The following is a 20,957-nucleotide window of genomic DNA, read 5'->3' on the forward strand; positions in this document are numbered from 1 at the left end:
CTTGCCGGTTTAGCTGGCGGGCATGGCGAGAATTCCTTTGTTGCAGATGTCCGACATTTCCCTGACTTTCGGGGGCGATCCGGTGTTTTCCGAGCTTGATCTGGTGGTCCAACCCGGCGACCGTGTGGCGCTGGTGGGGCGGAACGGGTCCGGTAAATCGACCCTGATGAAAGTGATGGCGGGTCTGGTTGAGCCCGATCACGGCGACATCGTGGTGCCCCCGGGCAAGTCCGTCGGTTATATGGAGCAAGACCCAACGATGGCAGGGTTCGCCACGTTGGGCGACTATGCCTCCAGTGGGTTGGAGCAGGGTGAACTTTATAAGGTCGAACGTGCCGGTGAAGGGCTGAAATTTGATCCCTCGCGCGCGGTCGAAACTGCTTCGGGCGGGGAACGGCGACGGGCGGCACTGGCCAAGCTGATGGCCGAGGCACCGGACCTGATGCTGCTGGACGAACCGACCAACCATCTGGATATCGAGGCCATCGCGTGGCTTGAACGCGAATTGGGATCGACCCGTGCGGCATTCGTGCTGATCTCGCACGACCGCGCGTTTTTGCGCGCGCTGACCCGCGCGACGCTGTGGATCGACCGCGGTATGGTACGGCGGCAAGAACAGGGGTTTGATGCCTTTGAAGCTTGGCGTGACAAGGTTTGGGACGAAGAAGATCAACAACGCCACAAGCTGAACCGACTGATCAAGTCCGAGGCTAAATGGGCCGTCGAAGGCATCAGCGCCCGCCGCAAACGCAATCAGGGTCGGGTGCGCGCGCTGCAGGCCTTGCGGGCTGAGAAGGCCGCGCAGATCAAACGTCAGGGCTCGGCCGCCATGACGCTAGAGGCCGGGCCTAAATCCGGGCGAAAGGTGATTGAAGCCAGGGGGTTGGCCAAGTCTTTTGACACGCAGCAGATCGTTCGGAACTTTGATCTGTTAGTGCAGCGCGGCGACCGCGTGGCCTTTGTCGGCCCCAACGGTGTGGGCAAAACGACCCTGTTGAAGATGTTGCTGGGGCAGGAGCAACCGGATGAAGGCTCGGTAACACTGGGCACCAACCTTGAGGTTGCGGTGTTTGACCAGACCCGCGCGCAGTTGGACCCCGAAATGAGCTTGTGGGACAGCCTTACCGGCGACCCCGAGATGCGGGTCTCGGGCAAGGCCGATCAGGTGATGGTTGGCGGTCAGCCTAAGCATGTGGTCGGCTACCTCAAGGAATTCCTGTTCGACGAACGGCAGGCAAGAGCGGCTGTTAAATCCCTGTCAGGCGGTGAAAAAGCCCGATTGCTGTTGGCCAAATTGATGGCCAAATCCTCGAACCTTTTGGTGCTGGATGAACCGACCAACGATCTGGATGTGGAGACGCTGGATCTGCTGCAGGAGTTGCTGGACGACTATGACGGCACCGTTCTGCTGGTCAGCCACGACCGGGATTTTCTGGATCGAGTCGCCACGACGACCATCGCGATGGAGGGCAACGGCCGCGCCACCGTTTATGCCGGTGGCTGGTCGGACTATATCGCGCAGCGCGGCGTGCTTCTGCCGAAGAAAGAAGAGAAAACAAAACCTTCCAAGCCGAAGGTAAAGCAAGAGGCTCAGCAAAAATCCGGCCTGTCCTTCTCGGAAAAACACCGGCTTGAGAAACTGCCGGCCGAGATCGAACGCCTTGAGGCTGAGATCGGCAAGCTTGAAGAACTCATGTCTGACCCTGAACTCTTTACCCGTGAACCCATCAAGTTCCAGAAAGCGACCGATGCTTTGGTCGAGCGGCAGGAAAAACTGGCTGCCGCCGAGGAAGAGTGGCTGACACTGGAAGAGAAGGCCGAGGGCGCTTAGGGCAACGGACGGGCAGGGTTACCCACCACGGTTTTACCGGCCGCGACATCTTTGGTCACGACGCTGCCTGCGCCGATGGTTGCGTTGCCACCAATAGTGATGCCTGGCATCAGGATGGCACCTCCGCCAACCCAGACATTCCGGCCAAGTGTCACCGGCAGACCGATTTCCAGCCCCTGCGCCCGCTCAGTCGGGTCCTTAGCATGCTGGGCGCAATAGATCTGGACGTGCGGGCCGAACATCGTATCATCTCCAATCCGCACCGGCGCGGTGTCCAGAACCACGCAACCGGCGTTGAAATACACCCGCGCGCCGAGGTGGATGTTCATCCCATAAGCGCAGTGGAACGGGGCTTCGAGAAAACAGTTGCGCCCGGCATCGGCGAACAGGTCCCGCAATTCCGGTGCCATCGCTCCGCGTCTATCTGGCAGGCAGGTGTTATGCGCATGAACCGCGCGGCGGGCCTGCGCGCGCAGGGCGTCCAGTTCCGGGTCCAGACAGCAATACCACTGCCCGGACTGCATTTTCTCCCGCTCGGTCATGGGCCAGACTTACCGCATCCGCAGGGCACCGTCGATACGGATGACCTCTCCGTTCAGGTAGCCCATTTCGACGATGAACCCGGCCAGCCGCCCATATTCGCTCGGGTCGCCTAAACGGGCCGGGTTGGGAACGTCGGCGGCCAGTTGCTGCTGCACCTCTTCGGGCAGACCTGCCAGCATCGGGGTCATGAAAATGCCCGGCGCGATGGTCATCACACGAACCCCGGTCGAGGCCAGATCGCGCGCCATAGGCAGCGTCATTCCGACTACGCCGCCTTTTGAGGCCGCATAGGCCGCCTGACCCTTTTGCCCGTCAAACGCAGCAATCGAGGCGGTGTTGATGATCACCCCACGCGCACCGTCCGGTTCGGGCTCGTTTTTGGCCATCTTGGCTGCCGCAAGACGCGAGACGTTGAAGGTTCCAACAAGATTGATGTCGATGGTCCGCTGGAACGCGTCCAGAGGGTGGGGGCCGTCCTTGCCGACCGTCTTGATTCCATAGGCAATGCCAGCACAGTTCACGGCAGCTGTGATCCGGCCCATTTTGTCTGTTGCGTACGCAACCGCCGCTGCGACCGAAGCCTCGTCTGTCACATCCGTTTCCGCGAATTGGCCGCCGATTTCTGACGCAACCTGTACGCCGCGTTCAGCGTCGCGATCCAGAATGGTGACCTGCGCGCCTTGGCTTGCAAAATGGCGGGCGGTGGCCTCACCCAGACCCGAAGCGCCGCCGGTGATTATTGCGGCCGTGGTGGACAATTGCATGACGGTTTCTTCCCCTAAGGATATGAACATACGTTCAGTTAATCTGACGATTTAGGCGATGTCCATTATTTTTGACGCCTGTTTTCCGGGATTTCGAGCGTTTCTCAAGCGTTTCTCAGAAGACCTTTAGGCTTGCTTAATGCGCGGGTCTCAAATCGAGATTAGGCGAAATGACGCACTCACAGGGTGTTGTGCAAGGAGACAATCGTAATGGTTAAGAGTTTGAAGTTTGGAATTCCAGCGCTGGTGACAGCACCGTTTCTGACAGTGATGGCCGCCAGCAGCGCCGCTGCTGCACCTGAGGTGTGCAACTGGAAAACGGCGCGGGATGCTGCAAATCGCGGGGACTATCAGACGATGTGCGATTGTCAGCAGGTCACACCCAGCTTTTTGAAACGTCTGCAAACGCGGCAGGATTTCCCGGCAACGTTGCGCAATACAACCGCTCAGTGCCCGGGGTTGGCTGCATTGCTGACGGACCAGCCGACCGGCTCAATCAGCGCGACGGGAAATCCGGGTGAGGCGCGCAGTAATGATCAGTTTGCGGGGTTTGACACGGATAACGGAAACGACTCGGGTACGGGTTCGGGTGGTGGAGGCGGGGGCGGAAACCCCGGTGATGGCGGCGATCCTGGTGACGGCGGTGATCCCGGTAACGGCGGTGACCCGGGTGATGGCGGCGATCCTGGTGACGGAGGCGACCCCGGTAACGGTGGTGGCGATCCCGGCAACGGCGGTGGCGGCGGTAACGGTGGCAACAACGGCGGCGGAAACGGCGGCAACAACGGCGGTGGAAACGGCGGCAACAACGGCGGTGGAAACGGCGGCAACAACGGCGGCGGAAACGGCGGCAACAACGGTGGCGGGAACGGCGGCAACAATGGTGGCGGGAACGGCGGCAACAACGGCGGTGGAAACGGCGGTAACAACGGTGGCGGAAACGGCGGCAACAATGGCGGCGGAAACGGCGGCAACAATGGCGGCGGAAACGGCGGCCACGGTGGTGGCAAAGGCGGTGACGGCAAAGGTGGCGGAAAAGGAGGTCACGGCGGAGGCAAAGGCGGTGACGGTAAAGGAGGCCACGGCGGCGGCAAAGGTGGCGACGGTAAAGGTGGTGGCAAAGGAGGCCACGGTGGCAAACGCTAAACCTGCCGAGGTCTGAAACCGCTATGCGGAAAATGAAAACGGCCACCCAATCGGGTGGCCGTCATGTTCTTGGATTCGGGTATCGATCAGCCCAGCTGCACCAGCGCGTGACGCTTCTTGCCCGCGCTCAGCTTGATCGGAGACGACAGTGCGCCCGCGTCGATCATTAGCCCTGCATCGGTCAGCGGCGCGTCATCCAGCTTGGCGCCGTTCTCGGCGATCAAGCGCTTTGCCTCTTTGCCAGATTTAGCAAGGCCCGATTTCACCAGCAGCTGCACAATTGATGCAGGCAGATCCGCTTCGTCCAGTGTCAAAGTGGGCAGATCACCGCCCACGCCACCCCGTTCGAACACTTCACGTGAGGTCGCTTCGGCAGTTGCCGCGGCTTGGGCGCCGTGAGCGAGCGTGGTTACCTCATTGGCAAGACGAATTTTGGCCTCGTTGATCTCGGACCCTTGCAGAGCGCCCAGACGATCGCATTCGTCGACCGGCATTTCGGTGTAGAGCTTCAGGAACCGACCCACATCTGCATCCGTAGTGTTGCGCCAGAACTGCCAGAATTCATAGGGCGAACGCATATCGGCATTCAGCCAGACCGCACCGTCCTGAGACTTGCCCATCTTTTTGCCGTCGCTGGTGGTCAGCAAGGGTGAGGTCAGGCCGTAAATCTCATGATCCAGCACGCGGCGGGTCAGGTCGATACCGTTGACGATGTTGCCCCATTGATCCGATCCGCCCATCTGCAGAACACAGCCGTAGCGGCGGTTCAGCTCAAGGAAGTCGTAGGCTTGCAGGATCATGTAGTTGAACTCGAGGAAGCTCAGCGACTGCTCGCGATCCAGCCTCGATTTCACGGATTCAAACGAAAGCATCCGGTTGACCGAGAAATGCCGCCCGATATCGCGCAGGAAATCGAGGTAGTTCAGACCGTCCAACCATTCAGCATTGTTCAGCATCAGCGCCTTGTTTTCGGCGTCGGTGTCATAGTCGATATAGGCCGAGAAGACCTTTTTGATGCCAGCGATGTTTTCGTCGATCTGTTCGGGGCCCAGCAGGGGGCGTTCATCCGCGCGGAACGACGGGTCACCCACCTTGGTGGTGCCGCCGCCCATCAGGGTGATCGGCTGGTGGCCGGTTTTCTGGAACCAGCGCAGCATCATGATCTGGATCAGGCTGCCCACATGCAACGACTTGGCCGTTGCATCAAACCCGATATAGGCCGGCTTGCATCCACTCATCAGCGCTTCGTCAAGGCCCTGATAATCGGTGCAGTCGGCGAGAAAGCCGCGCTCGATCATCGTGGCGATGAAATCCGATTTGGGATGGTAGGTCATAGCGTGCCCTTTGGGTTGAAGTTGCGGGGCACTGTATAGGCGTCGCTTTCCACAAGGAAAAGGCACCTTTTAAAGGAAAACGCGGCGACGTCAGCTTTTGGTCGGGGGCAGGCGGAAGGCATAGAGCATCGCGATCACGTTCAGCACCGCCAGCGCTATGATCGGGGTCACCGGATCGTGCATATGTGCCACCGCGCCAAGGATCGCAGCAAAGACCATGCCGACCAGTCCGGCGCTCACATCTCCGAGGGCAACGAGATACGGGCGCTCTTTTTCCGACGTCATTTCGATGATGTAGAGGTAGCGCCCGTAAATCACGCCATTCCCGCCCAGCGACAGCAGCAGAATGATCAGCGCATAGATCCAGACATTCTGCGCATAGCCCATGAAGGTGAAGGCCAGCGCCATGATGGCTGAAACGGCAGAGATCAGGCATCCCAACCACATCACCGGCTTGACCGAGATCCGCCCGCTGAGCCAGCCCCAGATGATTGAACCCAGCACCATCCCAAGACTGGCCGCCATGACGAAATAGCTCAGCGAGTGTTTGGTTCCGACGTGAAAGGTCGCGGCGTGGATCGTGTAGAACGGCATCGCCAATTCCACCGAGACAAAGATCAGCCGGGCGGTCAGGAACTTGCGATACCACCCATAGGCCATGCCGGTTTTGAATCCGGTTGCCAGCTCGGCCAGCGGCTTCGGCTTCGCCTTCGGAGCGGGTGCGCGGGCCTGCTCCTCTTCCAACAGGCGCACACCGGCAAAGCTGACGCCAGCGGCGAACATGGCAATGACTCCGCACCACAGGACAACAATGTGGCGTTGCATGGGCTGGTCCGAGGCCAGAAGGTCTCGGGTTATCCAGACAACAAGGATGGCCAGAGTGCCTGAGATCGTGGCCTGCGCAAACACCATCCGGTTGCGTTTCTCATTGGGGACGGAAATGCCGTAAATCTGGCTGGTGCCCAGGCTGGTGATGCCCTGACACAGCCCCATGATCAAAGCAGTTGTCAGGAACAGCAGTACGATCATCACATTGGGCAGATCGGTCGCGAACAGGGCCACGATCGCGAGAATCGCGGCCGTCAGGATGTTGGGCACATAGACCGCCAGCTTTGCGCGGGTGACCCGGTTGATGAACGGCGACATGAAGATCTCGGCGATCAGTCGCGATCCTGTCACGAAGGGCAGCAGCAGTCCCGCAAAGAAGGTCGGCGCCCCCAGGGCCAGATACAGGAACGGCAGCACCAAATTGGGGTTCACCAACTGCCCGCCAATCGTCGCCAGTGACCCGGACCAAAAGATCAACTGGTAATTGCGCCCCTCGTCGGGTTGTTTGGGTGTCTGTGTGTCCGTCATGGTTGTCCGTTCGGCATGCAGATGCCTGCAATGGTTACTCAGGCCGCGCTTTCGTGCAACTGTCCCGGTATATGCGATGTGGTTGCAGGCACTCAGGTGGCGTCAAAAATACGCGTTGAACGTGCGTTCTGACTTGCCTTGGCCTGCGTGAACCGTGCAGGTTTGGCGCGCTGCGTCGGAGTGCCGACGCCAATAAACACAAGAGGTGAGCGTGAACCGGGCGATCAGGAAAGGCGGGCCGATCAAGGCCCTTGGTGCTATGTCTGGCACATCGATGGACGGTGTGGATACGGCCGTAGTCGAAACTGACGGGCACCGGATCATCGGCTTTGGACCCAGCGGTTATCGCGCCTATTCCGACGCCGAGCGCGCCGATCTGCGCGCAGCCCTTGGCCAATGGCATGGTCCTGCTGTAGACAAGGCGGCCGAACTGGTGACCTTTGCCCATGCCGAGGCGCTGTCGGAGTTTGAAGAAGTCGACCTGATTGGGTTCCATGGCCAGACCCTGGCGCATGAGCCAAGCGGGCGGGGAACTTTGCAGGTGGGCGACGGTAAGGGGCTGGCGCAGGCGCTGGGCGTTCCGGTCGTGTGGGATTTCCGCAGCGATGATGTGGCCATGGGGGGCGAGGGCGCTCCGCTGGCACCGTTTTTCCACTTTGCCTGCGCCAAGTGGATCGGCGCGTCTGAGCCGCTGTGTTTCCTGAACCTCGGCGGCGTCGGGAACCTGACTTATGTAGACCCCAGTTTTGACGGGCCAGAACAGCCCGGCGCGTTGCTGGCCTTCGACACTGGTCCTGCAAACGCGCCGGTGGATGATCTGATGCAGGCCCGGCTTGGCCTGCCGATGGACCGGGACGGCGCAGTCGCGCGGGGCGGCACGGTTGAGACCGGGGCGCTCGAGCTGTTTCTGGCCGAACCGTTCTTTACCCGGATGCCGCCCAAATCGCTGGACAGAAATGACTTTGCCGAGATGATCGGGCTGGTGCAGGAGCTCTCGGACGCCGACGCCGTTGCGACCCTGACAGGCATGTGCGCAGCGGGAGTGGTGCAGGGGATGGAGCACTGCCCGAAACCGCCCGCGCGCGTGTTGGTGACCGGAGGCGGGCGCCACAACCCGGTGCTGATGGAGATGCTACGCGTATCGCTCGATTGCCCGGTCGAACCGGTCGAGGACGTGGGTCTGGACGGAGACATGCTCGAGGCGCAGGCCTTTGCCTATCTGGCCGTGCGGGTGGCGCGCGGCCTGCCGACCTCATGCCCGGGTACGACCGGAGTTAAGGCGCTGGTCGGGGGCGGTGTGCTTAGCGCTGTAGGGAGTTCAAGTAGTCTGCGGTGAATTCTGAATAACCATCAGAAGTCGATTTCAAATGCGACCGCGTCCAGTCGTGCAAGGCGGGTAACTGGTGAAACGGCACGTTGGGAAAGGCATGGTGTTCGGCATGGTATGGCATGTTCCAGGCCAGAAACCGAATGAAGCGGTTTGTGTAAGTCGTGCGAGAGTTCTCAAGCATGTTGGCGATTGGCGGGCAAAGCCCGTGTTCGGCCAGCAGGTAAAGGCGCAGGAGCGGCTGACCAACCAGAACCGGAATAATCCATAACCAGAACAGAAGCGGCGAATACATCAGGCTGATGCCAGCGAAGGCATAAAGCCCCAACAACAGGCGAGCTTCAACGCGCATTGCACGGTGTTGGCGGGCTGGAAGGTAGGGCGCATCAATCCTGCCCACTGCGTTCGCCGCCAAAACTTTTGCCATTCCTTTCCAATAAGGCCAGCCGCTTAGATAGATAAGCAGCTCAGACCAAACCTCTGGTCGTGGTTTTCCCGCAAGTTCAGGATCTCTTTCCGGATGATTGGTCCATTTGTGATGGGCCAGATGAAAATACCGAAACCACGTAAAGGGTAAGGCAATTGGGATTGAAACCAGATGCCCTATCACATCGTTCAGCCAACCGCTGCGAAATGGCGTTTTGTGTGTGCATTCATGGCTGAGGGTGAACAGGAAAACCAGTAGGATGCCCTGTGGCAGGATAAACAAGGGCCAAAGCGGGACTTTGGTCGCGATGCAAGTGGATGTCGCCGCCAGCACCGCAATGTAAAGCGCAAGGTGCCTAAGACCGGCGCTGTTAGACCGCCTTTGCAGGCTGTCTTTGGCATCGGGCGGGATAGACGTTATTACCTCGCGGTGATCCATTCGTCATTCCCGCGCGATCTCAAAACCCGGCTCGGCCAGAACGAACCCTTCGAACTCGAACCCAGGTGAAACGGTGCAGCTGACCAGAGTGTAATCTCCCGTCGTTTGCGCCGATTGCCAGTGGTTCTCGGGCACGATCACTTGCGGTGCACCTTTGGTCAGGTCCGGGGTCAGAAGGTGGTCCGTTGCAGGTCCGTCATCCGTTGCGCTGAGCGACAGGGTCAGCGGGGCTCCGGCGTGGTACAGCCAGATCTCGGTCGCGTCGACACGGTGCCAGTGGCTGCGTTCTCCCGCTTGCAGCAGGAAATAAATGGAGGTGCCTGTGGCACGGCCTTCGTTATCCGCACGCCATGTTTCGCGGAACCAGCCACCTTCGGGGTGTTGGGTCAGGTTCAGATGGTCGATGATCTCTTGCGCGGTCATTGGGGCCTCGATGTTGTTTGTCGCGATTATGCACGCAGGGGTGCGATCCGCTATGGTATTCGTGTGTTTCAGCAATATGTTTGCGACATGACTCTGACGATCCCCTTTGACAACAGCTACGCCCGGCTTCCCAACAGCTTTTATGCGCGGCAGGCGCCAATACCTGTGCGCGCACCGCGACTGGTGGCGTTCAACGATGAATTGGCGCGAATCTTGGGAATCACTCCCGGTGAAGTGCAGGAAATGGCTGAGGCTTTTGCTGGGAACACGCTGCCTGATGGGGCCGAGCCGATTGCGCAGCTGTACTCAGGGCACCAGTTCGGCAGCTATAACCCTCAGCTGGGTGACGGGCGCGCGGTTCTGCTGGGTGAGACGATCGGCACCGATGGCATTCGGCGGGATATCCAACTGAAGGGCTCTGGCCCGACTCCGTTCAGCCGCAGGGGCGATGGTCGGGCTTGGCTGGGGCCTGTGCTGCGCGAATACGTCGTGTCCGAGGCGATGCACGCGCTGGGCATCCCCACCACACGTGCTTTGGCGGCGGTTGAGACCGGAGAGATTGTTCTGCGTGAAGGGCCAATGCCCGGCGCAGTACTGACCCGCGTGGCGCAAAGCCATCTGCGGGTAGGGACGTTTCAGGTCTTTGCGGGGCGAGGTCAGCTCGAGAACCTTCGGAAATTAACGGATTACGCCATTGCGCGCCACTATCCGGACGCCAATGGGCCAATGGGCCTGCTGCGCGCGGTGCGGGATGTACAGGCGCGGTTGATTGCTCAGTGGATGAGTGTGGGTTTCATCCATGGGGTGATGAATACCGACAATTGCTCGATTGCCGGGGAAACCATTGACTATGGACCCTGCGCCTTCATGGACAGCTATCACCCGAATACTGTCTACAGCTCGATCGATCGCATGGGGCGCTACGCCTATTCCAATCAGCCGGACATCGCGGTGTGGAATCTGGCGCAACTGGCGACCTCACTGATCCAGCAAGTCGATGACCCCGAGGCTGCGGTCGAAGAAGCGACCGAGATCGTGCACGCCATGCCGGGTCTGATCCACCAGGAATGGCAGAGGCGATTCCGCGCCAAGATCGGCCTGACCACCGAGGAGGACGGAGACGAAGCCCTGCTCACCGACCTGTTAACCCGTATGGCTGAGAACCGCGCCGATTTCACCAATACTTTCCGAGCGCTGGGCGGCAACAAGGCACGCGACCAGTTCCTGACGCCCGAGGCCTTTGACGCTTGGGCCGTCGGCTGGGCGGCTCGGCTGGAACGGGAACAAGACCCGCAGGCGGTGATGAACGCCGCCAACCCCGCCTTCATACCGCGCAACCACCGGATCGAGCAGATGATACAGGCCGCCGTTCAGGGCGACTATGCCCCGTTCCATCGTTTGACCACGGTTCTGGCCCGACCTTATGAAGATCAGCCCGAGGCGGTCGACCTAACTTATCCCCCGACCGAAAATGAAGTGGTCCACGCGACGTTCTGCGGGACGTAGAGACCGCCAAAAGTTAAAACATGGGCGCGTGAGGCCTCTGGAAATGAAAAGTGTCTGGTTAAGTGGCCCTACAGCTTACCATCCACAAAGAATGCTGCATAATGGGTGTTCAAGGCGAATACTCGGAATTGATTTAGGGGGCACATCATGCGCTACGCCTTACTGCTGGAAGACGAAAACGGTGTTTCGTATTTCGAGGACCGGGAGGTCGATCTTGAACTCAAGACTTTTGCCCCGCCCGCAGCGCCATTCCATGTATCAGGCACGTTTGACGCATCGCGCTTTGTGTTTCTGACATTGCCCGCAGGCTGGAAGGGGGTTCAGCACCGCTCTCCTGAACGGCAGCTTGCGACGGTGCTGTCGGGGACGTTTCGCGTTCAGGCGGGGTCCGGTGAAATTCGCGACTTTGCCGCCGGCGATTTGTTTTGGGCAGAAGATGTCACCGGAACGGGTCATGCCTCATCCGCCGAAGGGGGTGAGCCCGTCAATTTGATGGTTACGCAGTTTTGAGAAAAGCCGGGTTGCCGAGGATCGCACATTGCCAATCAAAGGATGTCTATGACCCAAAGCTCAACCCTGCGTATCGCCAGCTATAACATCCAGAAATGTGTTGGTCTTGATTTCCGCCGGCAACCGCAGCGCATCATGCAGGTCATTGACAGCATGAAGGCTGATATCGTCGTGTTGCAAGAGGCTGACAAGCGCCTGCCACCGCGGCCCGCAGCCTTGCCGCATTTCATGTTGGATGAGGCCGGCTGGCAGATCGTTGATCTGGGCGGGGCGGGAAGTCTGGGTTGGCACGGCAACGCCGTGATCTGGCGCGGCGATGCGATCCGGGTACGGCAGACCGATCACCACGACCTGCCGGGATTGGAGCCGAGAGGCGCGGTACGGGTAGAGTTCGACACGCATATCGGGCCGCTGCGTGTGATGGGGATGCATCTGGGTCTGTTGCCTGCGTCCCGGCGCCAGCAGATCACGCATATCCGCCGTTTTGACGACGACTTGGACCAGATGCCTACCGTCTGGGCCGGGGACTTCAACGAATGGTCGCGTCAACCGGTGCTGGACCATCTGGCCCCAGACATGCGCTTTCTGCCCCCCATGCCCAGCTTCCCGGCCGCACAGCCGTTGGGGGCGTTGGACCGCATCGCGCTGGGCGCGGGGCTTGAGGCTGTGGTGCATGGCGTCCACGACGCGCGGCCGGCGCATATTGCCTCGGACCACCTGCCGATCTGGGCCGATTTGCGGGTGGCGCAGGAAACCGCAATTCCCCGGTAGCGCCAGCCGTCCAGACGTATTAAGACAGAAACCCGAACTACTCTGGGGATCACTCATGTCCGATACGATCATCGCCCGTTGCGAAGCCAAAGGTCTGCGCATGACCGGCCAACGCCGCACTATCGCGCAGGTTTTGCAACAAAGCGAAGATCACCCGGATGTGGAGGAGCTTTATTCCCGTGCGTCCGAAGTGGATTCGGGGATTTCCATCGCCACCGTCTATCGCACAGTGAAACTGTTCGAAGAGGCCGGGATTCTGGAACGTCTGGAATTCGGTGACGGTCGCGCGCGCTATGAAGATGCCGAGCGTGACCACCACGATCACCTGATCGACATGCAATCGGGTGAGGTCATCGAATTTGTCGACCCCGAGATCGAAGCGTTGCAGGAAAAAATCGCGGCCAAGCTGGGCTATAAGCTGAAAGGGCACCGGCTGGAACTGTACGGCGTGCCGCTGGATCAGGATTGATCCATCACAGATCGCGAAGGTCAGGCTCACGCGAAATCATGTATTCCGGCCTGATAATACTTGCCTGAACCGGTGTCTTGCGTATTGGGTGACGTAAGGGGCGGCGAATAAGGCCGCGAGATTTTACGGAAATGACCATGAACAACGTAAACGGCATTTTGCTGGTCGTCGGCGCGATGGCGGCTTTTGCACTTGAGGACATGTTCATCAAGCTGCTGTCGGTTACTGTGCCGACCGGCCAGATCATGGTTGTTCTGGGAGTGGTCTGCGGCTTTCTGTTCGCGGTTTTGGCCGTGGCCACCCGCAAACGCATCCTTGATCCCGTGGCCTGGCAACCCTTGCCGCTGGCCCGCGCCGCGACCGAGATGGTTGGGGCGCTGACCTTCGTCACCGCCCTGTCGCTGGTAGACCTGTCCACGGTGGCCGCGGTGTTCCAAGCAATGCCACTGGCCGTCACCATGGGCGCGGCGCTGTTTCTGGGCGAAAAGGTCGGCTGGCGGCGTTGGAGCGCCGTCGGGTTAGGCTTCATCGGCGTTCTGATGATCATTCGACCGGGGTTCGAAGGGTTTCAGCCAGACTCTCTGTACGTTGTAGCGACCGTGATTGCCATTGCCGCGCGCGACCTGATCACCCGCAAGCTAGATCCGCGGGTTGCGTCATCGGTGGTGGCTCTGCAGGCCTATTTTGCTGTGGCTGTGTCAGGTTTGGCGCTGATGGTGTTTACTGCGCAACCCGTTATTCCGCTGCAATCGGCGCAGATTGGCCCGTACATCGGTGCCGTCGGATTTGGTGTGCTTGGGTATTACGGCATCGTCACCGCCATGCGGATCGGCGAGGCTTCGGCCCTGATGCCATTCCGCTATACGCGGCTGATCTTTTCGATCATGGCGGGGATGCTGATGTTTGGTGAACGTCCTGATTTTCTGACCTTCGCCGGAGCGGCGTTGATCATGGGGTCGGGCATGTACACCTTTATTCGCGAACGCAAGCTGGCCCGAGAACTGGCGCTTACGGCCTGACGGATCGTCGCACGTTGGCGCAAACAGGAACCTGTTAGCCCTAAAGCTCCGATTATGTGCGTGTTAGCGATAACATGACCGGTTTACTTTTTACCCTGTGATGCTATGAGGCGTGCAACTGATTTCAGCCACAGGGACGGGCCTCATGAGCACCATCATCGACATTCACGCACGCGAAATTCTGGATAGCCGGGGCAACCCGACGGTCGAAGTGGACGTGATCCTAGAAGACGGCACCATGGGCCGTGCCGCCGTGCCTTCGGGTGCGTCAACCGGTGCCTATGAAGCGGTGGAAAAGCGTGACGGCGACAAAAGCCGCTACATGGGCAAGGGCGTGCTGGAAGCCGTCGCCGCTGTGAACGGTGAGATCGCTGAAGAACTGGTGGGCTTCGACGCGACCGAACAGGTTGCCATCGATGGGGCGATGATCGAACTGGACGGGACCGAGAACAAGGGCCGTCTGGGTGCAAACGCCATTCTGGGTGTCTCGCTGGCGACCGCCAAGGCGGCGGCCGATTTTACCACACAGCCCCTGTACCGCTATGTCGGCGGCACCTCAGCCCGCGTTCTGCCGGTACCGATGATGAACATCATCAACGGTGGTGAGCACGCCGACAACCCGATCGACATTCAGGAATTCATGATCATGCCGACCTCGGCCGCGAATATCCGCGAGGCGGTGCGCATGGGGTCCGAAGTCTTCCATACACTGAAAAAAGAACTCTCGGCGGCCGGTTTGGCCACCGGTGTTGGCGACGAGGGCGGCTTTGCCCCGAACATCGCCTCGACCCGCGAAGCGCTGGATTTCATCCTGAAGTCCATCGAAAAGGCAGGCTATAAACCCGGTGAAGAAATCCACCTGGCGCTGGATTGTGCTGCGACCGAGTACTTCAAGGACGGCAAATACGTTTTGTCGGGTGAAAACAAAAGCCTGACCTCGGACGAAAACGCGGCCTATCTGGCAGCACTGGTCAACGACTATCCGATCATCTCGATCGAAGACGGCATGTCCGAGGATGACTGGGACGGTTGGCGCGCCCTGACCGATATGCTGGGTGACAAGGTGCAACTGGTAGGCGACGACTTGTTTGTGACCAACCCCGAACGTCTGGCTCAGGGGATCGAAAACGGCTGTGCCAACTCGATGCTGGTCAAGGTGAACCAGATCGGTTCGCTGACCGAAACCCTGCGGGCCGTAGATATGGCGCACCGTGCGCGCTATACCAACGTCATGTCGCACCGCTCGGGCGAGACTGAGGATGCCACGATTGCCGATCTGGCCGTGGCAACCAATTGCGGTCAGATCAAAACCGGCTCGCTGGCGCGGTCGGACCGGTTGGCCAAGTACAACCAACTGATCCGCATCGAGGAATCGCTGGGTGAGGTCGCGGAATATGCCGGGGCTTCGATCCTGAAGCGCTAATCCGGCACGAACAGCCCTGCCTAACACCGGGCAGGGCTTGACAGGATAAGGGCCAGGTCATGGTAGAAGCGTTGATCTTTGACGTTTTTGGTACCTGCGTTGACTGGCGCAGTTCCATGGCGCGTGAAGTGGCGGCGGTTCTTCCTGATCTGGACGCTCTGGAATTCGCCGATGCGTGGCGGGCAGAGTACGACCCTTCCATGGCTGCAATCCGCGAAGGGGGCAGGGGCTATGTGCCTCTGGACGATCTGCACCGGGAAAACCTTGAGGTCGTCGCCACCCGCTTTGGTGTCACCGTTTCGAACCCTGTCGATCTGACGGCGGCATGGGAAAGGCTGGACCCTTGGCCCGACGTGGTACCGGGGTTGCAGGTGTTGAAGCACAAGAGGATCATCGCGCCGTGCTCCAACGGATCTATTGCGCTGATGACCCGGCTTGCCAAGTACGGCGGTCTTCCATGGGACTGCATTCTTGGGGCCGAAATCGCCCGGGATTACAAACCCAAGCCGCAAGTCTATCTTGCCAGTTGTGCCGCGCTGCGTCTGCCGCCCGATCAGGTCATGATGGTCGCTGCTCATAACGATGACCTATACGCAGCCCGGCAGGCGGGTTTGAAAACTGCTTTTGTGGCCCGCCCAACTGAGCATGGGCCGTCCCAAACCCATGACCTGAAGGCTGAAGGAAACTGGGATATCGTCGCCGAAGACTTTGCAGATCTCGCCTTCAGACTTGGTTAGTACGGGCTGGGGCCCAAAAATCACAAAGTAATTAAATTCTCTAACGTGCTCAAAAGGCAGTTAATTATTCCAAAATTGGAATTTTTTACGACATAAATGACCTTATGTGTGAACTTTTTCCTATTTGTCTCAGATTGAGCTGACGTAATCTGGCTGCATTACAGAAAGGAGAACACCATGACTGGTTCAAAATTCCTTCTCGTAGCTTCAGTGATCAGCACTGTATTCTTGGCGGCCTGTGCAGGGCCGGGCACTTACCCAATCACCGGTGATCCGGTGTCTGCGAGTGATCCTGTTCAGGAGATGGGAATGCCCACTTACGTCTTCCGCGGTGAATCCCGGTAGGAGATACCAAGCCGATCATGGATATTTGCGATCGGGATGGGGACGTTCGTCAAAGCTTTCTGCTCATCAGCATGTACCGCTCTCGCGGTTTGAAGCCGGTGCGCAAATATAGTTTCTGCGTCGCTTCGTTGGCGCGGTCGACTTCCAGATGCAGCGCGGTCAGGCCAGCTCCGGCCAGGGCTTTCGGCAGGTCCAGCAGAACCTCGGTCGCGATCCCGCGGCCGCGGACGGCTGGGCGGATGTAAATCTCATCGACAAAGCCGTCCATGCCGCCGAACTCGACCGACCAACCGAAGGTTAGAACGATATAGCCAAGCGGCGCGCGGCCGGGGCCGATCAGGTAAATACAGCCGTGGGGGATGCCCTCAAGCAAGGGGGCGAGCGCGTTGCGGGTTTGGTCGATATCCTGCTCGATACCGGCCTCGGTATGAAAGGCGGTAACCAGCCCCATCAGACGGTCCAGGTCTTCAGGGCGGGCGAGTTTAAGTGCGGCGCTCATAGGCGGGCCAGCCTTTCTGTTAGCAGGTCAAAGAATCCGTCGGCGTCGATTTCACCCATGAACATGGCGTTGGGGGCATGGTCCGTGACGCGCCACCAATCGGCGACGGTCATGCCCAGGGTCAGTTCCGACTGTGTTTCGATCTGGACGTTGATGTGACGGCCCGAGAACAGCTCGGGGCGGATCAGATAGGCGGTTACACAGGGATCGTGCAACGGCGCCCCTTCTGAGCCATATTTTTCCTTGTCGAACCTTTCAAAGAAATCCGTCATTTCGGCAACCGCATGGCCAACGTGTGAATCCAGAGCGCGGAAGGCGTCGTTGCGGTGTTTGGTGACCAGCGCATCATGGGTCACGTCCAGTGGCATCACGATGATATGGACACCGGAATTGAACACGATTTCAGCGGCTTCGGGGTCAACGTAAATGTTGAATTCGGCTGTTGGAGTTATGTTTCCAACCTCGAAATACGCCCCGCCCATCAGAATGATTTCCTGAACCCGGTCGATGATGTCGGGGGCTTTCTGAAAGGCAGTGGCGATATTGGTCAATGGCCCCAGCGGACACAGAGTCACGGTTCCCGCGTCATGCGCGCGCAGGGTGTCGATGATAAAATCAACTGCGTGGCCCTCAGCCAGGGGCATCTCGGGATCGGGCAAGACAGGGCCGTCCAGCCCGGTTTTACCGTGCACATGCTCCGCCGTGACCAGAGGCCGGTTCAGCGGACGGTCACATCCGGCATAGACCGGGACATCCGTGCGCCCAGCAAGTTCACACACGATCCGTGCATTCTTGGCGGTCAGCTCCAGCGGTACGTTGCCGGCGACAGCAGTGATCCCCAGAACATCAATCTCTTCCGGGCTGGCCAGTGCCAGCAGAATAGCGACGGCGTCGTCCTGTCCGGGATCGGTGTCGATGATGATTTTGCGGGGTGCCATGCTCTGCCTCCGGGGTCTTGAAGCGCGGACACTCGCAAGTGTCACCGCTCTTGTCCAGCGGTTTCAGGCCCCGGTCGCAGCATCCACAGGCGGGAGTTTGCCGTTGGCGCGATGTTCCTCGGTTTTCACCTCGTCCCACAGCGTGTCCATCTCGGCCAAGTCGCTCTGCGATGGGGTTTTTCCTCGCGCAGCGAGCCGTGCTTCAACCTGTTCGAACCGGCGGGTAAATTTGGCGTTAGTGCGACGCAGGGCGGCCTCGGGCTCAATCCCCAGATGGCGACCAAGATTGACTATCACGAACAGCAGATCGCCGAATTCATCCTCCAATGCATCGGCATCCATGCTATTACGGGCCTCTTCCAACTCGGCGGCCTCTTCGGTGATCTTGGCCAGCACGTGACTGGCATCGGGCCAATCGAACCCCACGCGAGCTGCGCGTTTTTGAAGCTTATGGGCGCGCAACAATGCAGGCAGGTTCGCAGCCACACCGTCCAGCGCGCCTTTTTGTTCCTTACCGGCACGTTCAGCGGCCTTGATGGTTTCCCAATCCAACGTCTGCTGATCGGCCGACTTGTCGCGGGATTCGTCGCCGAACACATGTGGATGACGTGCGACCATTTTATCCGACATCGTGCGCACAACGTCTTGAAAGGTGAAATGCCCTGCCTCTTCGGCCATTTGCGCGTGAAACACGGATTGGAACAGCAGGTCGCCCAATTCGCCTTTCAATTCGTCGTAGGCCTCACGCTCTATGGCGTCGGCAACCTCATAGGCCTCTTCAATCGTATAGGGGGCGATGGTGGCGAAATCCTGTTCGATATCCCACGGACAGCCAGTTTCCGGGTCGCGCAGGCGGCGCATGATTTCCAGCAAACGCTCGATACCCGCATCGCTGTCGTGGATCAGAGGATTTTCGGCCATTGCGAACCCTTTCGTTCCGGTGTCAGATGCATCCATTCCGCAGTCAGGATCAGGAGTCCACCCCAGATGCCCGTCGTCAACCGAATTGCCGATTTCTCTGCCGATATGGCCGCATGGCGCCAGCACCTGCATTCGATCCCCGAACTGGAGTTCGAATGCCACGAGACGGCGGCCTTTGTCGCCGAGCGCCTGCGCGAATTCGGTGTGGATGAACTGCACGAAGGCATCGCCAAAACCGGGATCGTCGCCATCATCAACGGTCAGGGTGACGGGCCAACGATCGGCTTGCGCGCCGACATGGATGCGCTGCCGATCCCCGAGGAGACCGGAGTTGAGTATGCCTCGAAGACACCAGGCAAAATGCACGCCTGCGGTCATGACGGACATACCTCGATGCTGCTGGGTGCTGCGCGCTATTTGGCCGAGACCCGGAATTTCACAGGCCGCGTGGCGCTGATCTTTCAACCGGCCGAGGAAGCTGGCGGTGGGGCCGGTGTGATGGTCGAAGAGGGGATCATGGACCGGTTCGACATCTCTCAGGTCTATGCGCTGCACAATGCGCCCAACGTCCCCATGGGGGATTTTCACACAACGCCCGGGGCGATCATGGCGGCGGTGGACACGTTTCATGTTTATATTCAGGGCGTTGGCGGCCACGGAGCCATGCCGCATGAAGCCCGTGACCCGGTGATGGCGGCCTGTGGCATCGCGCAGGCGCTGCAGACTATTGTCAGCCGCAATCACCACGCGCTGGACGATCTGGTGGTCTCGGTCACGCAAATCCATACCGGCACCGTGGACAACGTGATCCCGGACACGGCCTATATCAATGGCACAGTACGCACCTTTGACCCAGCTGTGCAAAAGATGGTGATGGAGCGGATGGAGCAGATCGTACAGGGGCAGGCGGCCTCGTACGGGGTTGAGGCGCGGCTGGACTACGAAGTGCACTATCCTGCCACGATCAACAGCCCCGAAAAAGCGGATTTCGCGGCAGATGTCGCGCGGGAAATCTCGGGGTCTGACAGGGTCGTTGACGATGTCACCCGCAACATGGGGGCTGAGGATTTCGCCTATATGTTAAATGCCCGCCCGGGGGCCTATCTGTTCTTGGGGCAAGGCGAAGGGGCTGGATGGCACCACCCAAAATACAACTTCAACGATGAGATCGCGCCGGTTGGCGCCTCATTCTTTGCACGGATCGTGGAAAAGGCGCAGCCGCTGGGCTGATAGGGGAAAGATATGGGACTGGAAGACGCAAAAAATCAGGTCGATGAGGCATTTACCAACCCAGACCTCAAAGGGTTGTCGTTCGAGAATACCTTTGGCGGCGCCACATCGTTCCTGCGGCGGCTTTATACCAAAGAACTGAAGGGCGTAGACATTGCCGTTACTGGCGTACCTTTCGATCAGGCCGTAACCAACCGCCCCGGCACCCGGCTGGGTCCCCGCGCCATCCGCGAAGCCAGCGCGCTGCAATCGCCCGACGCGCCCTATGGCTGGCCGTTTGATGCGCTCAGTGAGCTGGCCATCGTGGATTATGGCGATGTGGCCTATGACTATGCTAATATCCCGGCCTTTCCGGACACGTTGACCGACCATATTCGCACGATTCTGGCTGCTGATGTGGCCTCGGTCTCACTTGGCGGTGATCACTATATCAGCTTTCCGATCTTGAAAGCCTATGCCGAGAAATACGGCCCCATGTCCCTGCTGCAATTTGATGCGCACACGGACACCTGGGCTGATGACGACATGACCCGCGTGGATCACGGAACCATGTTCTACAAGGCAGTGAAGTCGGGGATCGTTGACCCGAAGCGCTCAGTTCAGGTCGGCATCCGTACCACCAACGAGGACACGCTGGGCGTTAACATCATCGACGCGCGCGAGGTCTATGAATCAGGCCCGGCTGTTGTGGCACAGAAGATCAAAGGCATTCTGGGCGACAGCCCCGTTTATCTAAGCTTTGACATCGACGGTCTGGACCCGGCTTTTGCGCCGGGCACCGGGACGCCTGTATGGGGCGGGCTAAGCTCGATCCAGGCGCAGATCATCTTGCGAGACATTGCCGGGATCAACATCAAGGGTGGCGACGTGGTCGAGGTTTCTCCGCCCTACGACACATCCGGTGCGACAGCGATTGCCGGGGCGCATGTGGCCACGCAGATTATTTGCCTGCTGGCATGGAACAAGCTGCAGCCTTAACGATTGGTTAGCCATCTTTCCG

General features: G+C 59.4%; 22 protein-coding genes. 13 read left to right on the forward strand and 9 right to left on the reverse strand.

Translation table 11 applies throughout. The features are described 5' to 3' along the window. Nucleotides 1-22: 22 nt before the first annotated feature. Complete coding sequence (locus ACXAGD_RS06110; protein ID WP_475209085.1) at nucleotides 23-1,831, forward strand: ABC-F family ATP-binding cassette domain-containing protein; 1,809 nt, start codon at nucleotides 23-25, stop codon at nucleotides 1,829-1,831. Here ACXAGD_RS06110 and ACXAGD_RS06115 read toward each other — a convergent pair. Next, complete coding sequence (locus ACXAGD_RS06115; RefSeq protein ID WP_475209086.1) at nucleotides 1,828-2,373, reverse strand: sugar O-acetyltransferase; 546 nt, start codon at nucleotides 2,371-2,373, stop codon at nucleotides 1,828-1,830. The two genes, ACXAGD_RS06110 and ACXAGD_RS06115, sit on opposite strands and share 4 nt — an antisense overlap. Nucleotides 2,374-2,382: 9 nt before the next feature. Further along, complete coding sequence (locus ACXAGD_RS06120) at nucleotides 2,383-3,138, reverse strand: 3-hydroxyacyl-CoA dehydrogenase (protein ID WP_475209087.1); 756 nt, start codon at nucleotides 3,136-3,138, stop codon at nucleotides 2,383-2,385. Between the two features lie 210 nt (nucleotides 3,139-3,348). On the opposite strand from ACXAGD_RS06120, the gene ACXAGD_RS06125 reads away from it, so the two are divergent. Continuing rightward, the gene (locus ACXAGD_RS06125; RefSeq protein WP_475209088.1) at nucleotides 3,349-4,284 is read left to right on the forward strand and encodes a hypothetical protein; all 936 of its coding nucleotides are present in this window, start codon (nucleotides 3,349-3,351) and stop codon (nucleotides 4,282-4,284) included. 86 nt (nucleotides 4,285-4,370) lie between these two features. Here ACXAGD_RS06125 and tyrS read toward each other — a convergent pair whose 3' ends face one another. Together tyrS and ACXAGD_RS06135 are read right to left on the reverse strand one after the other, a co-directional pair. Then, nucleotides 4,371-5,618 (reverse strand): tyrosine--tRNA ligase, encoded by a 1,248-nt coding sequence (gene tyrS, locus ACXAGD_RS06130; protein WP_475209090.1) that lies wholly within the window; start codon nucleotides 5,616-5,618, stop codon nucleotides 4,371-4,373. Nucleotides 5,619-5,708: 90 nt separating this feature from the next. Then, nucleotides 5,709-6,974 (reverse strand): MFS transporter, encoded by a 1,266-nt coding sequence (locus tag ACXAGD_RS06135; RefSeq protein WP_475209092.1) that lies wholly within the window; start codon nucleotides 6,972-6,974, stop codon nucleotides 5,709-5,711. A 211-nt stretch (nucleotides 6,975-7,185) separates the two neighbouring features. Here ACXAGD_RS06135 and ACXAGD_RS06140 point away from each other — a divergent pair, with 211 nt between their 5' ends. Next, nucleotides 7,186-8,310 carry an anhydro-N-acetylmuramic acid kinase gene (locus ACXAGD_RS06140; RefSeq protein ID WP_475209093.1) on the forward strand — a complete coding sequence of 375 codons (1,125 nt, stop codon included), beginning with the start codon at nucleotides 7,186-7,188 and terminating at the stop codon, nucleotides 8,308-8,310. Here the strand turns inward: ACXAGD_RS06140 and ACXAGD_RS06145 are convergent. Together ACXAGD_RS06145 and ACXAGD_RS06150 are read right to left on the reverse strand one after the other, a co-directional pair. Further along, the gene (locus tag ACXAGD_RS06145) at nucleotides 8,276-9,166 is read right to left on the reverse strand and encodes a fatty acid desaturase (RefSeq protein WP_475209094.1); all 891 of its coding nucleotides are present in this window, start codon (nucleotides 9,164-9,166) and stop codon (nucleotides 8,276-8,278) included. The genes ACXAGD_RS06140 and ACXAGD_RS06145 overlap by 35 nt on opposite strands. Before the next feature lie 3 nt (nucleotides 9,167-9,169). After that, complete coding sequence (locus tag ACXAGD_RS06150) at nucleotides 9,170-9,589, reverse strand: cupin domain-containing protein (RefSeq protein ID WP_475209095.1); 420 nt, start codon at nucleotides 9,587-9,589, stop codon at nucleotides 9,170-9,172. 87 nt (nucleotides 9,590-9,676) lie between these two features. Here ACXAGD_RS06150 and ACXAGD_RS06155 point away from each other — a divergent pair, with 87 nt between their 5' ends. The 8 genes from ACXAGD_RS06155 (at nucleotide 9,677) to ACXAGD_RS06190 (ending at nucleotide 16,369) form a co-directional block, all read left to right on the forward strand. Next, nucleotides 9,677-11,095 (forward strand): protein adenylyltransferase SelO, encoded by a 1,419-nt coding sequence (locus ACXAGD_RS06155; protein ID WP_475212510.1) that lies wholly within the window; start codon nucleotides 9,677-9,679, stop codon nucleotides 11,093-11,095. A gap of 147 nt (nucleotides 11,096-11,242) precedes the next feature. Then, entirely contained in the window at nucleotides 11,243-11,605 is a 363-nt protein-coding gene (locus ACXAGD_RS06160; RefSeq protein WP_475209096.1) for a cupin domain-containing protein, read from the forward strand. A gap of 42 nt (nucleotides 11,606-11,647) precedes the next feature. Beyond that, nucleotides 11,648-12,376: an endonuclease/exonuclease/phosphatase family protein gene (locus ACXAGD_RS06165; protein ID WP_475209097.1), complete on the forward strand. Its 729-nt coding sequence runs from the start codon at nucleotides 11,648-11,650 to the stop codon at nucleotides 12,374-12,376. 55 nt (nucleotides 12,377-12,431) lie between these two features. Next, the gene (locus ACXAGD_RS06170) at nucleotides 12,432-12,845 is read left to right on the forward strand and encodes a Fur family transcriptional regulator (protein ID WP_170325197.1); all 414 of its coding nucleotides are present in this window, start codon (nucleotides 12,432-12,434) and stop codon (nucleotides 12,843-12,845) included. 137 nt (nucleotides 12,846-12,982) lie between these two features. Continuing rightward, on the forward strand, nucleotides 12,983-13,864 hold the full coding sequence (locus tag ACXAGD_RS06175) for a DMT family transporter (RefSeq protein WP_475209099.1): 882 nt from the start codon (nucleotides 12,983-12,985) through the stop codon (nucleotides 13,862-13,864). A gap of 145 nt (nucleotides 13,865-14,009) precedes the next feature. Further along, on the forward strand, nucleotides 14,010-15,287 hold the full coding sequence (gene eno, locus ACXAGD_RS06180; protein WP_475209100.1) for a phosphopyruvate hydratase: 1,278 nt from the start codon (nucleotides 14,010-14,012) through the stop codon (nucleotides 15,285-15,287). A 59-nt stretch (nucleotides 15,288-15,346) separates the two neighbouring features. Further along, a complete protein-coding gene (locus tag ACXAGD_RS06185) occupies nucleotides 15,347-16,024 on the forward strand; it encodes a haloacid dehalogenase type II (protein ID WP_475209101.1) in 678 nt (225 codons plus the stop codon). 177 nt (nucleotides 16,025-16,201) lie between these two features. After that, nucleotides 16,202-16,369 (forward strand): hypothetical protein, encoded by a 168-nt coding sequence (locus ACXAGD_RS06190; protein WP_475209102.1) that lies wholly within the window; start codon nucleotides 16,202-16,204, stop codon nucleotides 16,367-16,369. 49 nt (nucleotides 16,370-16,418) lie between these two features. Here ACXAGD_RS06190 and ACXAGD_RS06195 read toward each other — a convergent pair whose 3' ends face one another. From ACXAGD_RS06195 to mazG, 3 genes are all read right to left on the reverse strand, one after another. Then, nucleotides 16,419-16,868, reverse strand: coding sequence for a GNAT family N-acetyltransferase (locus tag ACXAGD_RS06195; protein ID WP_475209104.1), 450 nt, complete (start codon nucleotides 16,866-16,868; stop codon nucleotides 16,419-16,421). Beyond that, the gene (locus ACXAGD_RS06200) at nucleotides 16,865-17,806 is read right to left on the reverse strand and encodes a nucleoside hydrolase (protein ID WP_475209105.1); all 942 of its coding nucleotides are present in this window, start codon (nucleotides 17,804-17,806) and stop codon (nucleotides 16,865-16,867) included. The genes ACXAGD_RS06195 and ACXAGD_RS06200 overlap by 4 nt, the downstream gene beginning before the upstream one ends. A 63-nt stretch (nucleotides 17,807-17,869) precedes the next feature. Continuing rightward, nucleotides 17,870-18,727, reverse strand: a complete 858-nt coding sequence (gene mazG / locus ACXAGD_RS06205) for a nucleoside triphosphate pyrophosphohydrolase (protein WP_475212512.1) — start codon at nucleotides 18,725-18,727, stop codon at nucleotides 17,870-17,872. A 66-nt stretch (nucleotides 18,728-18,793) separates the two neighbouring features. Between mazG and ACXAGD_RS06210 the strand changes: the two genes are divergently transcribed. Both ACXAGD_RS06210 and speB read left to right on the forward strand, forming a co-directional pair. Next, nucleotides 18,794-19,957, forward strand: a complete 1,164-nt coding sequence (locus ACXAGD_RS06210) for a M20 aminoacylase family protein (protein WP_475209106.1) — start codon at nucleotides 18,794-18,796, stop codon at nucleotides 19,955-19,957. A gap of 12 nt (nucleotides 19,958-19,969) precedes the next feature. Then, nucleotides 19,970-20,935 (forward strand): agmatinase, encoded by a 966-nt coding sequence (speB, locus tag ACXAGD_RS06215; RefSeq protein ID WP_475209107.1) that lies wholly within the window; start codon nucleotides 19,970-19,972, stop codon nucleotides 20,933-20,935. The last annotated feature ends 22 nt before the right edge of the window (nucleotides 20,936-20,957 follow it).

It is taken from the genome of Ruegeria sp. ABF4_144 (assembly GCF_056160045.1).